This is a genomic window from Mesorhizobium sp. BR1-1-4, from assembly GCF_020165375.1.
GTDB classification, from domain to species: domain Bacteria; phylum Pseudomonadota; class Alphaproteobacteria; order Rhizobiales; family Rhizobiaceae; genus Mesorhizobium; species Mesorhizobium australicum.
The window spans coordinates 143,611-157,825 of the sequence record NZ_JAIUIB010000015.1; the positions used below are offsets into that span (position 1 = coordinate 143,611).

Here is a 14,215-nt window from a genome sequence, read left to right on the forward strand (position 1 = left end):
ATCACTCCCCTATACGTCACGACATCATTAATTTGGGTTCATCGCGCATTCACGCAATTAGTTTGGCGGCTTTGACCAAAAATATCTATGTCTTGTCGCTTGCCCGCAATTGAACGCCGCCGCTTCCATGGTCTACCTATCCTTGCACAGCGCAGGAGCCGGAGATGAAGCCACCACCCCCTTTGAACTATATCAGGTCGTTCGAGAGTTCGGCACGGCACCTCTCCTTCACCATGGCCGCCAAGGAGCTTGGATACACGCAGGCAGCCGTCAGCACGCATGTCCGCGCGCTTGAACATTACATCGGCCGGCAATTGTTCATCCGCTATCCGCGCAGCCTCAAGCTCACCGAAATGGGTGAGGCATTCCTGCCCACCTTGCGCCAGGCGCTCGATCAGATCGACCAGGCGACGGAGGCGATCGTGACCTCTTCGCGCAACCGCACCGTGGTCGTCTCCTGCCCGATGAGCCTGGCGGAGAACTGGCTGGCGGGCTGCATGGCCGCCTTTCGCAAGAGACATCCCGAGATCGAGATCGTGCTGCACGGCACGATCTGGGAGGACATCAGCGAACAGATCGCCGACATCATGATTTCGACGCGGCGTTTCGACGACCGCCCGCCCGCAGGCATCCCGCTTTGGAACGACGAGCTGTTGTTGCTCTGCGCCCCGGCGCTGCTGGATGGCGAACACGCGCTGAAGACGCCGCGCGATATCCTCAAGGTGGATTGGATCTTTGTGCACGGCCGTCAGGAATACTGGCAGGTCGTCACCACGGCGCTGGGTCTCGACATGGATGACCATGACAAGGGGCTGTCGACGAACGCCTCCAACATCGCGCTCGAACTCGCTGCCATGGGGGCCGGACTTGTCGCCACCCAGCGGTCGCTTGCCCACGCCTATCTGCGACGCGGGCTGCTGATCGAACCCTTTCCAGTCCGGCCGCCGAGCCCCTGGAATTACTACCTCACCGAGAGCCAGCTCTCGAAAGGCAACATCGCGCGCATCGTGCGGGAATGGATTCTTGCACGAGCGCGCGAGGACGGCGCCTGATAGCGATCCGCGAGCGGGCAGCAGGCCCGCGCTCAAAAAATTGACACGCCAATGGCATCGTTTTTTTAGGCCTTTAGGCCGGGTTTTTGGCGGTTCTTCAAGGTTTGAGCCCTTCCGGGATTTTTGCATCGCCCCTAACATGGATATCGCAAGGGGAATGTAACGGGCGGAAAGCCCTGAACCGGAGAACAACGATGACAATGTTCAAGAGCAACGGTGATCGCGTCCCGGCGGTTATCGAAAGCTACGCAGCCGAAGTCAAAAGCGGCAGGATGGATCGCCGCGAATTCCTGGCCATGGCAAGCGCGATGGGCGCTTCCACGGCATTCGCCTATTCGATGGCCGGCATCGCCCCGGCCAAGGCCGCGGCGATCGTGCCCGGCAAGAAGGGCGGCATCCTCAAGATGCAGATGATCATCAAGGACATGAAGGATCCGCGCTCCTGGGACTGGTCCGAGATCGCCAACGTCATGCGCCAGTGCAACGACTACATGATCCGCTACACCACCGACTTCACCTTCGAGGGCCATCTGGTAGAGAGCTGGGAGGTGAGCGACGACGCCACGGAATACACGCTGCATCTGCGCAAGGGCGTGAAGTGGTCGAACGGCGACGACTTCAACGCCGACGACATTGTCCACAACATCGAGCGCTGGTGCGACAAGGCGGCCGAAGGCAATTCGATGGCCGGTCGCATGGGCTCCCTGATCGATCCCGCCACCAAGAAAGCCGCCGCCGGCGCCATCAACAAGGTCGACGACCACACGGTGAAGCTGAAATGCCATCAGTCCGACGTCACCATCATTCCAGGCTTTTCCGATTATCCGGCGGTCATCGTCCATCGCGACTTCGACAAGAACGGCGCGGACATGCTCAAGACGCCAGGCACCGGTCCCTATGAACTGATCTCGTACAAGGTCGGCGAGTCGGCCTCGGTGCGGCGGCGCAAGGACTTCACCTGGTTCGGCGGCGAACCTTATCTCGACGGCGTCGATTGGACCGACTACGGATCGGACGCATCCAACCCCGCCATCGGCAGCGCCTTCGAGGCCGGCGAGATCGACTGCAACTACCAGACCGTCGGCGGCACCGTCGATCTTTACGACAGCATGGGCCTGGTCAAGGAGCAGGTCGTCACCGCCGGCACCATCGTGCTGCGCACCAACGCGACCAACAAGCCCTATGACGACAAGCGCGTGCGCAACGCCATCCAGCTCGCGGTCGACAATGAGACGGTGCTGAAGCTCGGCTATAGCGGCCTCGGACAGGTCGCGGAAAACCACCATGTCTGCCCGATCCATCCGGAATACTATGCATTGCCGAAAGTGCCGCGCGACATTGCCAAGGCCAAGGCGCTGATGACCGAGGCCGGTCAGATGGATCATGAATTCGAGCTCATTTCCTACGATTCGGACTATGTCAAAGACCCTGCCGACGTCGTCGCCGCGCAGATGCGCGAGGCCGGCTTCAAGGTCAAGCGCACCGTCATTCCGGGGGCCTCTTTCTGGAACGACTGGACGAAGTATCCGTGGTCGACCACCGACTGGGGCATGCGGCCGCTCGGCGTCCAGGTGCTGGCGATCGCCTATCGCAGCGGTGAGGCCTGGAACGAGTCGGGCTACGCCAATCCGGACTTCGACAAGAAGCTCAATGCGGCGCTCGCCGTGGCGGACGTCGACAAGCGCAAGGAACTGATGAAGGACGTCGAGTTCATTCTGCAGGATTCCGGCATCCTCATCCAGGCGTTCTGGCGTTCGCTCTACCGGCACCATGCGACCTATGTGAAGAACCTCGGCATGCATCAGACATTCGAACTGCAGCTGGACAAGGTCTGGCTAGACAAGGCCTAAGCCGGGCCGGTCACAGCAAAAATCTCAGGGCGCATGTTGCGCCCCTGACCTCGCCGGGCGACTGCGATTGACCCATCAGCTAAATCAAACGCCAAGATAAAGTCGCCGAACAAAGGGAAGAAACATGCGTACTCATGCACAAGCCGTCGTCATCGGCGGTGGTCTGATCGGCTGCTCGATCCTCTATCACCTTGCCAAGTTCGGTTGGACGGATGTCGTCCTTCTGGAGCGCAGCGAACTGACCTCCGGCTCCACCTGGCACGCGGCGGCCAACATTCACGGCCTGCATGATTCCACCAACATCAGCCGCCTCCAGCACTACACCATGGCGCTTTACAAGGAACTGGAAGCCGAGACCGGCCAGGGCTGCGGCATCTTCCAGCCGGGCTCGCTCTATCTCGCACAGACGCAGGCGCGCGAGCATCAGCTCAGGCTCCAGGAGGCCAAGGCGCGGCGCTACAAGATGAATTTCTACGAAGTCGCGCGTGACGAGGCGGAGCGGCTGCACCCGCTGGTCGACTTCGACGGCATACGCTGCATCATGTATGAGCCGGAAGGCGGCAATGTCGATCCGTCCGGCGTCACCGCCGCCTACGCCGCCGGCGCGCGCCAGCGCGGCGCCGAGATCCATCGCTTCACGCCGGTCACCGCCACCGAGGCGCAACCCGATGACAGCTGGATCGTACGCACGCCGAAGGGCGACATCCACACGCAATGGGTGATCAATGCCGCCGGCCTGTGGGGCCGTGAGGTCGCCGCGATGGCCGGCCTGCAACTGCCGCTGATCCCGACCGAGCACCAGTATTTCGTCACCGAGACCATCCCGGAAATCGCCGCCATGGGCCGCCGCTTGCCTTCGGTCGCCGATCGCGACGGTGAGTACTATCTGCGCCAGGAAGGCCTCGGGCTGCTGATCGGCGCCTATGAGCGCAAGATGAAATTCTGGGCCGAGGACGGCACGCCGCTGGATTTCGGCCACGAACTGTTTCCCGACGATCTCGACCGTATCGAAGAGAACATGCTGCGCGCGATCGCACGCGTCCCGGCCGTCGGCACCGCCGGCGTCAAAAAGGTGATCAACGGGCCGATGATCTGGTCGCCGGACAGCGCGGTGCTGTTCGGACCGGTGCCCGAACTCAGCAACTATTTCTGCTGCAACGGCATCATTCCCGGCTTCTCGCAGTCGGGTGGCATGGGCAAGCTGGCGGCCGAGTGGATGATCGAGGGCGAGCCTTCGCTCGACATGTTTGCCTGGGACATGGCGCGCTTCGGCCACTGGGCCGGCAAGGCCTTCACCAAGGCCCGCGTCCAGGACCAGTACAGCCACCGCTTCAAGATCCACTTCCCCAACGAGGAGCGCGCCGCCGGGCGACCGGTGCGGACCCGGCCCGCCTATGCCAGGCAAAAGGCGATGAACGCCGTCTTCGGCCTCAATTTCGGCTGGGAGCACCCGCTGTGGTTCGCCGCCGAGGGCGAGCCGCGCGAGGAAACGATTGGCTTCACGCGGCAGAACTGGTGGGAACCGGTGGGCCGCGAGGCGCGCATGCTGCGCGAGCGCGCCGGCATCATCGACATCTCCAATTTCGCCAAATACGAAGTCAAGGGCACTGGTGCCGAGGCCTGGCTCAACGCGCTTTTCGCCAACCGCATGCCGACGAAGATCGGCCGCTCCTGCCTCACGCCGCTGATCGGCAAGCGTGGCGGCATTGCCGGCGACTTCACCGTGACCAGGCTCGCGGACGACGAATTCATGGTCATCGGCTCCGGCATGGCCGAGCGCTTCCATCAAAGGTTCTTCAAGGCCGTCCCCTTGCCCGAAGGCACGACCTTCCGCTCGCGCACCGAGGATCTCTGCGGCTTCAACGTGGCGGGACCGAGTTCGCGCGAACTGTTGCAGCGCCTGACCAATGAGGATCTGTCGAACGAGGCATTCCCCTTCATGCAGTCGCGCCGGATCACCGTCGCCGGCATCGATGTGGTGGCGCTCAGGGTGTCCTTCACCGGTGACCTTGGCTGGGAACTGCATTGCAAGGCCGCCGACCAGGTCGAGCTTTACGATGCGCTGCTCAAGGCCGGCAATGAAGTCGGCGCCGGACCGGTCGGATCGCGCGCGCTGATGTCGCTGCGTGTCGAAAAGGGTTACGGCAGCTGGAGCCGCGAATACTCGCCCGAATATTGGCCGCAGGAGGTCAAGTTCGATAGCCTTGTCAAACTGGACAAGGGCGCGTTCCTCAATCGCGACGCTTACGCCGCCATCGCCGGCAAGCCGGCACGCGACGAGCTCATCATGCTGTCGATCGACGCCAGGGATGCCGACGCGACCGGCGGCGAGCCGATCTTCCTCACCGACGGCACGCCGATCGGCCAGGTATCCTCAGGCGCCTACGGTTACTTCGTCGAGCAGTCGCTGGCGCTTGGCTATGTCAAAGCGGGCTCCGCCAGGCCTGGGGACAAGGTCTCGGTCGCCATATTGGGAAGGCCGCATGACGCGATCCTGCTGCCGCATCCGCCATTCGACCCCGAGGGCAAGCGGCTGCGCTCGTAGACGCTCGGCCATCCGTCCATCCGGTGAACCAACCGACGAAAACCGTAGCCGGCCGGAGACGCCGGCGAAATTGGACGAGATTTCGACCACTAGAAAACAAAGGGGAATCGCATGATCAAAAAGCATCTGCTGGGCACCCTGTTTGCCCTGGCCCTCACATCTTCCGCGTACGCGGGTGACGTCAAGGTCATCAACGAAGACGCGTGGTTCGCCGAAGGTCCGATCTGGTATCAGGACAAGCTCTTCTACGTCGAATATGGCCGCGGCACAGTGACGGTGTGGGACGGCAAGAAGAACGAAATCTTCTGGAAGATGGATGGTTGTGGCCCTTCAGCGGTGTTGCCGACGACCACTGGCGAGTTTCTTGTCACCTGCTACGACAGCAACTCGATCGGCCGCATTTCCGCCGACGGCAAGACGCTGCCGGCCTATGACAAGGACACGGACGGCAATCCGTTCAGCGGACCGAATGACTTTGCGCCCGACAAGGATGGTGGCATCTATTTCACCGGGTCCGGCAAGGGCGGACCGCTGATCGATGCCTCGGCCTATTACATCGGCAAGGACGGCAGCGTGAGGAAGGTGGCCGGCGACTTGCACAATGCCAACGGCCTCGTCATGTCGAACGACGAAAAAATCCTGTACCTGGTCGAGACCGAGGATAACAGGATCATCGAGTTCGACGTCCAGGCCGACCACAGCCTGAGCAACCGCCGCGTCTTCCTGCGCCTCAACGATCTGTTCCCGAACCAGCTGCATATCTGGCCTGACGGTATCAAGATGGACAAGGCCGGCGAGATGTATATCGGCCAGAGCCCGCGCTCGCTCGATGCGCCGGGCAAGATCATCGTCGTCGACAAGGATGCGAAGCTGCTGCGCACGCTTTCGGTGCCGTCGCCATCCATGCCGAACTTCGCGTTTGGACCGGATGAGAAGGTGCTCTACGTCATGGCGCTCGACCAAATCGATGCCGCGCCCTGGCACGGCAAGGTCTACGAGGTTCCAAACAAATAGAGCGCTCACTGGCGGACGGGTGAAGACTTCGCCCGTCCGGTCCAGATGATGACGTTAGCCGCCAAACCGATCCAGCCAATGTTGGGCAAGGTCCGAGCGGCGGCAGATCCAGACGTCTGGATTGGCCTTGATTTTGTCGAGGAAACGGGCGAGCCCGAGCATGCGGCCGGGTCTGGCCGCAAGCCGACAATGCAGTGACACCGTCATCATGCGTGGCGTCCGCTCCCCTTCGGCCAGAAGCCAATCCACCCCATCGCTTACATATTCGAAGAACTGGCTACCGGTCTCCAGGCCGGAGCCACGCGAGAACCGGCTGTCATTGTTGTCGAAACTGTGTGGCACAACCAGATGCCGCTTTGGACCAGCCTCGACGAAGTAAGGCAGGTCGTCATTGTAGTCGTCGCAATCAAACAGGAAGCCGCCGTGCTCCACCACGAGCCGGCGCGTGTTGAGGCTGGGCCGGCCGGTGTACCAGCCGAGGGGGCGAATGCCGGTCAGCCGCTGGACTGTGTCAAAGGTCATCGCGATGTGCTGGCGTTCCTCGTCCTCGCTTAGTGGTGCGTAGTCGATCCAGCGCCAGCCATGGCAGACGATATCGCTGCCAAGCGCCGCGATCGCCTTGCCGGCGGCCGGATTGAGCTCCAGTGCGCGTCCCACGACGTAGAAGGTCGGAATGATCTCCTTGTCCCGGAACAGTGACAACAGCCGCCAGACGCCGACGCGTGAGCCGTATTCGTAGAGCGATTCCATATTGCGGTTGCGCACGCCCGGCACCGCTGGCGACACTGCAAGGTCCGACAGGATCGCCTCGGAGACGCCATCGCCTTCACCGATGCTATATTCGGCGCCTTCCTCATAGTTGACGACGATGTTGAGTGCCAGCTTCGCGCCGCCCGGCCACTCAGCGGCCGGAGGCTTGTCGCCATAGCCGATGAAATCACGAACGGGCAGGTAGGGCATTCTCGAATCTCCTCAGTATGCAGTCGCAAAACATTCGGCCGCCGGATCTATTCGCTACGCATGTCCATCAGTATGCGCAGTGCTCGGTCCATCATCTCTTGTGAACCGACCGTCGCGCGCAAACATTCCGTGAGGCCGTAACCGCCTAAGCTGCGGACGATGATGTCGGCGCCGCGCAGGGTTCTCTCGGCTGCCTCCGCGGCGGCTGTGCTGGAGAAGCCAATCAGCACGAAATTCGTTCGGCTCTCGGGAACATGGTAGCCGGCAGACCGCAAATCATGCGCAAACCGATTGCGAATGCCGGCCGTTCGGGCCACCGTTTCGCGCATATAGCCTTGGTCCTGCATAGCCGCGACGGCCATTGCGAGGCTTGCCGCCGTGACCTGGTTCGAATTCTGCATTTTGCGCACCTCGGCCGCGACCGAAGGCGGAAACAATCCCCAGCCGACGCGCGCGCCGGCTAGACCATAGGCCTTGGAAAGCGTGCGCAACACGACGGTATCGCCACGCGCGACAAGCGCAAAGACAGGTTGTGGATCCTGATCGTCGAATTCGCCATATGCTTGGTCGATAACCAGCAGCACATCCCCTGGCAAGCCGGCACGTAAGCGCAGCAGTTCGGAGTTCCGGATGACAGTGCCGGTCGGATTCCCAGGATTGCAGACGAAGACGATCCGCGTTGCCGGCGTGACGTTCGCGAGAATGTTGTCAACCGAAACGGCGAAATCCCGTTCAGGGGCCTTAACATAGATCGCATTGACGCGCGCAACGGCTGATGCCACGAAATTATAAGCGTAAGAGGTGCCCAGAATCTCGTCACCCGATCGCGAAAAGGCTGCGATGGTGCAGCTTATTAGATCCATCGACCCGGCGCCGCACAAGGTCAAATTTGGCTCGACACCATAGGCTTGCGCAATCGCTTCGCGGAGTTCCGTCCAGTCCGGATCAGGATAGAGATGGCTGCGGGTCATCGCCTCTTTGCCGGCAGCAATCGCTCTAGGGCTAGGCGGAAAAGCGCTCTCGTTCTGTGCAAGGGTGATCCGATCGTAGCCGCCGAAAATCGCGAGTGCGAACGCAGACATGGCCTCCACGTGGGGCGCTGCTTTCAGAGGCATGATTGGTCTTTGGGAAACATGCCAGCGGTCACTCGCGAGCTACCCTACCGAACGACATAGGGGCAAGCTACAATTCGCATGCTCATGCACAAGCAAAAACTAACTGCGCAATGGCTTCGAAAATCTGGCCCTCATTAGGCAAGCTGTCACCAAACTTGCCCGGCGACTTGCCGTCTCGATCGGCACGCCGCGCAGCACCTTCCAGGCTTTGGAGGACGCAGATTATCTTTGGGGTTGCGACGACATCCCAAGCACCATTCCATGTCGAGGGGCTCGCTCTCGCGCATCAGCGGCATTTCCTCGACATGCCCATGACAGGTCACGCAGGCGAAGCCCTTGTTGACGTGTATCGAATGGTTGAAGAAGACGAAATCGGCCGCCCGGTTCACCCGGTGCCAACGGAGCGGATTTCCGGTTGCCAAGCTCTGCCGAACGAGGGCCAGCATGTCGGCATTTGTCCACAGCTCGAGTGGCAGGTCATACACACTTCCGTTGCCGGAAGCCCGGCTGACGACGAGACCTCCACGCTGTTGTGGCAATAGCGGCAGCCGATTCCGAGCTGGCCGACGTGATGCTTATGGCTGAATGGAACGGGCTGCGCATTGGCGCGTGCAACAAACGTCGACCAATTGACACGCGGGGCAACCCAGGCGAGCACAACCAGCGCCACCAGGCCCGCCAGTCCACCCCAAAGGACAAACCGTGCAACCCCGTTTGCGCCAGGCCGGAAAATCTGTGGCATTCGCTACGCTGACATTTTAGGCGTGAAAACGAATAACACCTGGATCTCCGGAATGTTCCATGGCCGGAGGCTCCGTGACTACCGCATCCTAGCCCGAGACAAAAATCCTACGAAGCATTTTCATGGCGCGCGGTTTGGGTTTGGCGGGAAGGGCTGTGCTCGCTTCCTGAGCGAGACGCGCCTCCTTCAACCGCGCTGTTTTTGCGCCGCGCCTGGCCCGTTCCTCGTCGACAATGAGGGCCGCCGCCGCTGTGGCCTGGTCGTTGCGCCCATCATCACTGGTCCACGGCATCTCAGCGCCTCGCGTTGGGTCGCAGGTTTGGGCATTCCATTTTGAATCTGTATTGCATCGGCCCGAACTTCGGTGTCCCGGATGTGTTCCCCAACAAAATTCGGGCAAACCCCACAAGGGCGCCAAAGTGTCCCTGCGCTCTCGCTCGGATGTTTACGAGTTCACCGGGTGCGAGCGCGTCGAAGCTGCCCCATGGGATTGGATCGTTAGGAAGCAGGCGTCAGCCACCCCCGAACAAATGATATGGAGCAGGCTCGGCGACTGAGGGGGGCTAACCGCCGGCCTGACTGTCGGCATCTCCCGAAGCAGCGACGAACGGTACCTTTGTTTCAAATCCGGGAACTCCAGGCGGGCAAAGAAACTGCCTGTTTTGGCCAGTTCGAGTCGGCTTTATCGGCAACGGGCTTTTGGGGCCTGAGTCACGAAAAGCTCCCAATTTTGAGCGCGGCGTAATTCCGCTTTCGACGCGCATAGCGGAGCGCCCGACGCGGCTTCATCGGCGTGGGCAGCAAAGCGGCCCGGCATCTTGGCGGGGACCAGGGACGTGCCGCGCCTGACCGGCGCGGCTCGGGGGACGGGCCGCCGGCTGGCTGATAATATAAATGCTCATTGCTAATGGACAAAACGTGCGAATAAAAAGTCAGCCGTTCCGCAGCTTCAGGCCAGGAGCCTACGGCGAAGCTGCCATCCTTTTGCTGGAAATGCGCATGTCGGCTTGTCAAACAGCGGCGTTATTCGCTTTGGCCGCACCTACTTCGCTTCCAGCCACGGCGAGAGCGTCACCAAGCCGCTCACCCGATGGTCAGTCACCCGCCTGCGCACGATGGCGGTGATGGCGACCTCATCGCCAACCTTGATGCTGGCCTACGGACTGTGAGGACATGGATCAAGAAGAATGACAGCTCTGCCATCCAAAGGTGTAGGTTGCCAATCTATATTAGATAGAGCTAAATGGAGGTTCGAACCGGGTGGACTGGTCCCCTCCAAGTCCCCCGCGAAGATGGAGGTCGATTGGGCTCCTGGCCTAGTCGGCCTTCTTCGCTGGTCAGTCGCGTAGGGGGCCTTGCCACAATTTTGATTACTTTCAGAACGAGTCGCCGGCTCAGGTGAAGGGCCGCGGATATTGTGTGACAAATCCGACATCAACTATCGTGAGAATGCCAACAGGCCGACGACTGTAGCTGCGTCTGTCATGCATCAGATTAGCTCAAAGGCATTGAAGCACTACACGGCGACCTTGCCCATCTTCCGCGTTGACGAAACCCTCCCGAATAGGGTCAAAGAACTCCTTGAACGGCTGGACCATGCAGAAGAAGCCAGCCTCTACGAGGAACCTCCTTGATGGCACTCAGATGGTTTAGCCCTGCAGTCCCTGTGACAACGGGTGAGGTGGGCTCCACGTATCACTGCTCCAACGTTGAGGGCGCCGCTGCGGAATTACTGAAATGGAACAAACGCGGCCCCCACTGGGAGAAAGCAGTCCGCGCCTGCATGGCCTGTCTTGCCGATCAAGCGACGCCGCAAGAGGCCCGGCGGCTGTTCCGTCTCGCAGCCAAGGAGGCGGGTGCGCTTTGGGAGAATCTCCACTGAGACGGCTAGGGAAATTGCGGCAGACCGTGGTAGCGATGTCGCAAGTCCTTTATCTTACCAGCACATTTCGCAATGCGGATTGAGAGTGCTGTGATCTCGCAAACGGCGATTGGTTTGTAGGTGGACAATCCCAAGCGCCTGGCCCTCTGGTCGTTGACCACCTTTGCGGTATGCTGGATGCTGAGCACCTAATCGGCGAATGTATCCAGTAGCTGTGGATCGTTCTGTTGCGCGTTCTGGCCTAAGATCATTGTGAATTTCATTGAGCTCGTCTTGCACTACCTCAAACCAAGCAGCGCCGCCGTCTGCGTGCAGAGCGGCACGACCACCGAGCTCAACCTCGCCGACTACTTCAAGGCGAACAAGATGGAGTACAATCCGGTCGTCTTCGAGAAGCTCGAAGAGGTCAATGCCGCTTATGATGCCGGCCGCTGCGACGTCTACACCACCGACCAGTCGGGCCTTTACGGCATTCGCTTGACGCTCGGCTCGCCGGCCGATCACGTCGTACTGCCCGAGATCATCTCGAAAGAGCAGCTCGGACCCGCCGTTCGCCAGGGCGACGACCAGTGGTACCACATCGTCAAGTGGACCTATTTCGCTCTGCTCGACGCCGAGGAGCTCGGCATCACCAAGGCCAATGTCGACGAGATGAAAAACTCCGCCAGCCCGGAGATCAAGCGTGTGCTTGGCCAGGAAGCAGACACCAAGATCGGCACCGACCTCGGCGTCTCCAACGACTGCGTCGTCAACATCGTCAAGGCCACCGGCAATTACGGCGAAATGTTCGACCGCAATGTCGGCTCCGGCAGCCCGCTCAAGATTGCGCGTGGCATCAATGCGGCGCGTCCGTCATGAGTCACGCTGGCGAAAGCAGCGCTCACTACGGTCGCGGCATCTGTGAGTTGATCCTATTGATGTTCTTCCTGGGGTTGGAGTTTCATCTCCAGATAGCCACCTCCTCCTCGTGCCGGGGTTCGGGCAACTCGCGGTGATCCTGCCAGTCGCCAAGGCAATCGTTGCGAGGTGCTCGACGAGGGGGCAGCCGACCAACCGGCGCCGAGTCGACGTGTATGAAGTGTGGGGAACATCCTCACGTCAGCGTCGTTCGGGACTGGTTTCACAGGAGAAAATGCACATGACCTCTGGCGTGGACACCCAGGACCTGGAAGAGAAGCTGCCGAAGCAGCAGCAGGACATTCCGGGCGAAACGAACGAAATGTCTCCGCGACCCGATCACGGAGAGTATAGTTACAAGGGGAGTGGCAAGCTCGAAGGGCGAACGGCGATCATCACTGGTGGAGACTCCGGTATCGGTCGCGCCGTGGCGGTCGCTTTTGCCAGAGAAGGTGCCGATATTGTTCTGGCGTATTTGAACGAACACGATGATGCGCGCGAGACGGCTGGTTGGGTCGAGCGCGCGGCACGACGTGCAATCCTCGTTCCCGGCGACGTAGGGGACGAAAGCCATGACATTGAGATAATCGAGACGGCCATGCGCCAGTTTGGGCGAGTTGACATTTTGGTCAACAACGCTGCCCACCAGACCACCGTCGATGATATTGCCGATCTCACAGCAGAAGAACTGGACCGGACATTCCGGACGAACATCTACAGTCAGTTCTTTTTGTCGAAAGCCGCATTACAACACATGGGGGAAGGTGCCAGCATAATCAACACGGCATCCATCCAGGCAGCTGACCCATCTCCACAGTTGCTGGCTTACGCGGCCACCAAGGGCGCCATCGTGAACCTGACCAAAGGGCTAGCCAAGATGGTCGCCAAGCGCGGCGTCCGCGTCAACGCCGTTGCTCCCGGACCCGTCTGGACACCGCTTATCCCTTCGACCATGCCGCCGGAGAAAGTTGCCGAGTTTGGCCGAAACACGCCTATCGGCCGGCCCGCTCATCCGGCGGAGTTGGCAGCGGCCTATGTTCTGCTTGCCTCGGCAGATGCAAGTTACATCACTGGCGCGGTCATAGCCGTCACCGGCGGCCGCGCCATGTAGCGGTCTGATGAAGCTCCTCCGCCAAACTGCCATTGTCCGAAGCGGGGGCGCCGAGTCATTGTTCGGTGAAGAAGGACCCCAATCCGCAATGTCATCTTCCGGCGCCGCCGCAAACGTCAGCGGTAAGGTCAGGGTCAATGTCGATCCCTGGTTCGCGCGTATGGTGCTGACGCCGAATCGTGGCGGCTATCGTTGCTGTCGCTTGACTTGATCGCCAGCAACCACGGCGAGGAGACGGTAGCGGGTGTCCACGTAGCGGTGCGCTTCGGCCTGGCCGACGGCGCATCGCTCGTCGCGCGCAAGATACTGGAGACAAGGGCGCGGAGGGCAGACGCTGACCACGGATGACCGCTTTCTCGGGAGATCAGCTTGGAAGCTGACCGGCAGCCAGCGGCCTCAATCCCGGCCTTACTGGTAATCGGGACCTTCCAAGCGCGTGACCTATCATCGGCGCGTCACATCAGGTTTTAAGCCCAGCACGACGTTGTAATAAATGGCTGACCTTGGCTCAAAAGTTACGCCGAGAAGGGGAGTTCGAGGACGTCACGTAGGAGTATACCCTACGCTGTCGCGCCTCTTCCGACCAACCTAACCGTACATTCAACAGACTCAAGGTTTGCTCCGGTAGCCTTGTCGGGCGCCCATTTGGTGCGTTGCAGCCGCCGCAGGCGAGACACTGACGCCACCGCACCACATCCAATCTCCCCTTGTGGGGGATCGTCCACGTCACTGCGTCAATGCCGTCTGCGAGGGCCGCTTGTTGAAGTCGCATTTGCCGGTCACGTTGTAGAAGAAGTCGGCATTGCTGACTGGGGCCGGGACCGAGTTGCCGCCGTCTTCCCAGGCCTGATAGGCTGTCGCGCCACAAGGCACGACGCTGAAGATATCGACAGGCTGACCGGTGGCCGTTTCGGTCAGGGTGGTCGCACTCAACCCGCTATAGAGCCGGTTGGACGTCGTCGGATCATTCGAGATCAGCTTTTTCGGGTTGCCCGACGGTACGTCCATCTGCAAATAGAGGCCGCCCATCGCGCTGACGTCGATCGC

The 14,215-nt window shown here is 60.7% G+C and carries 10 protein-coding genes and 2 pseudogenes; 8 read left to right on the forward strand and 4 right to left on the reverse strand.

All coding sequences use genetic code 11. The features are described 5' to 3' along the window. The first annotated feature begins 164 nt into the window (after positions 1-164). The 4 genes from LB571_RS27210 to LB571_RS27225 all read left to right on the forward strand — a co-directional run bounded on the left by LB571_RS27210 (position 165) and on the right by LB571_RS27225 (position 6,461). Positions 165-1,052 (forward strand): LysR substrate-binding domain-containing protein, encoded by an 888-nt coding sequence (locus tag LB571_RS27210; protein ID WP_224599463.1) that lies wholly within the window; start codon positions 165-167, stop codon positions 1,050-1,052. Between the two features lie 194 nt (positions 1,053-1,246). Beyond that, positions 1,247-2,902, forward strand: a complete 1,656-nt coding sequence (locus tag LB571_RS27215) for an ABC transporter substrate-binding protein (RefSeq protein WP_224599464.1) — start codon at positions 1,247-1,249, stop codon at positions 2,900-2,902. 124 nt (positions 2,903-3,026) lie between these two features. Next, the gene (locus LB571_RS27220; RefSeq protein ID WP_224599465.1) at positions 3,027-5,447 is read left to right on the forward strand and encodes an FAD-dependent oxidoreductase; all 2,421 of its coding nucleotides are present in this window, start codon (positions 3,027-3,029) and stop codon (positions 5,445-5,447) included. A gap of 111 nt (positions 5,448-5,558) precedes the next feature. Further along, positions 5,559-6,461, forward strand: a complete 903-nt coding sequence (locus LB571_RS27225; RefSeq protein ID WP_224599466.1) for an SMP-30/gluconolactonase/LRE family protein — start codon at positions 5,559-5,561, stop codon at positions 6,459-6,461. Between the two features lie 54 nt (positions 6,462-6,515). Here LB571_RS27225 and LB571_RS27230 read toward each other — a convergent pair whose 3' ends face one another. From LB571_RS27230 to LB571_RS27240, 3 genes are all read right to left on the reverse strand, one after another. Further along, positions 6,516-7,421, reverse strand: coding sequence for an allantoinase PuuE (locus LB571_RS27230; protein WP_224599467.1), 906 nt, complete (start codon positions 7,419-7,421; stop codon positions 6,516-6,518). Positions 7,422-7,468: 47 nt separating this feature from the next. Next, a complete protein-coding gene (locus LB571_RS27235; protein ID WP_224599468.1) occupies positions 7,469-8,503 on the reverse strand; it encodes a pyridoxal phosphate-dependent aminotransferase in 1,035 nt (344 codons plus the stop codon). A 418-nt stretch (positions 8,504-8,921) separates the two neighbouring features. After that, on the reverse strand, positions 8,922-9,278 hold the full coding sequence (locus LB571_RS27240) for a cytochrome c3 family protein (RefSeq protein ID WP_224599469.1): 357 nt from the start codon (positions 9,276-9,278) through the stop codon (positions 8,922-8,924). A gap of 1,007 nt (positions 9,279-10,285) precedes the next feature. On the opposite strand from LB571_RS27240, the gene LB571_RS27245 reads away from it, so the two are divergent. The 4 genes and pseudogenes from LB571_RS27245 (at position 10,286) to LB571_RS27260 (ending at position 13,168) form a co-directional block, all read left to right on the forward strand. Next, entirely contained in the window at positions 10,286-10,447 is a 162-nt protein-coding gene (locus LB571_RS27245; RefSeq protein WP_224599470.1) for a hypothetical protein, read from the forward strand. A gap of 464 nt (positions 10,448-10,911) precedes the next feature. After that, positions 10,912-11,160 (forward strand): DUF982 domain-containing protein, encoded by a 249-nt coding sequence (locus LB571_RS27250; RefSeq protein WP_224599472.1) that lies wholly within the window; start codon positions 10,912-10,914, stop codon positions 11,158-11,160. A 282-nt stretch (positions 11,161-11,442) separates the two neighbouring features. After that, positions 11,443-12,018, forward strand: a pseudogene (locus tag LB571_RS27255) (amino acid ABC transporter substrate-binding protein); the annotation flags it as partial. A 280-nt stretch (positions 12,019-12,298) separates the two neighbouring features. Next, positions 12,299-13,168 (forward strand): glucose 1-dehydrogenase, encoded by an 870-nt coding sequence (locus LB571_RS27260; protein ID WP_224599474.1) that lies wholly within the window; start codon positions 12,299-12,301, stop codon positions 13,166-13,168. A 726-nt stretch (positions 13,169-13,894) separates the two neighbouring features. On the opposite strand, the pseudogene LB571_RS27265 reads toward LB571_RS27260, so the two are convergent. Continuing rightward, positions 13,895-14,215: pseudogene (locus LB571_RS27265) on the reverse strand (hypothetical protein); the annotation flags it as partial.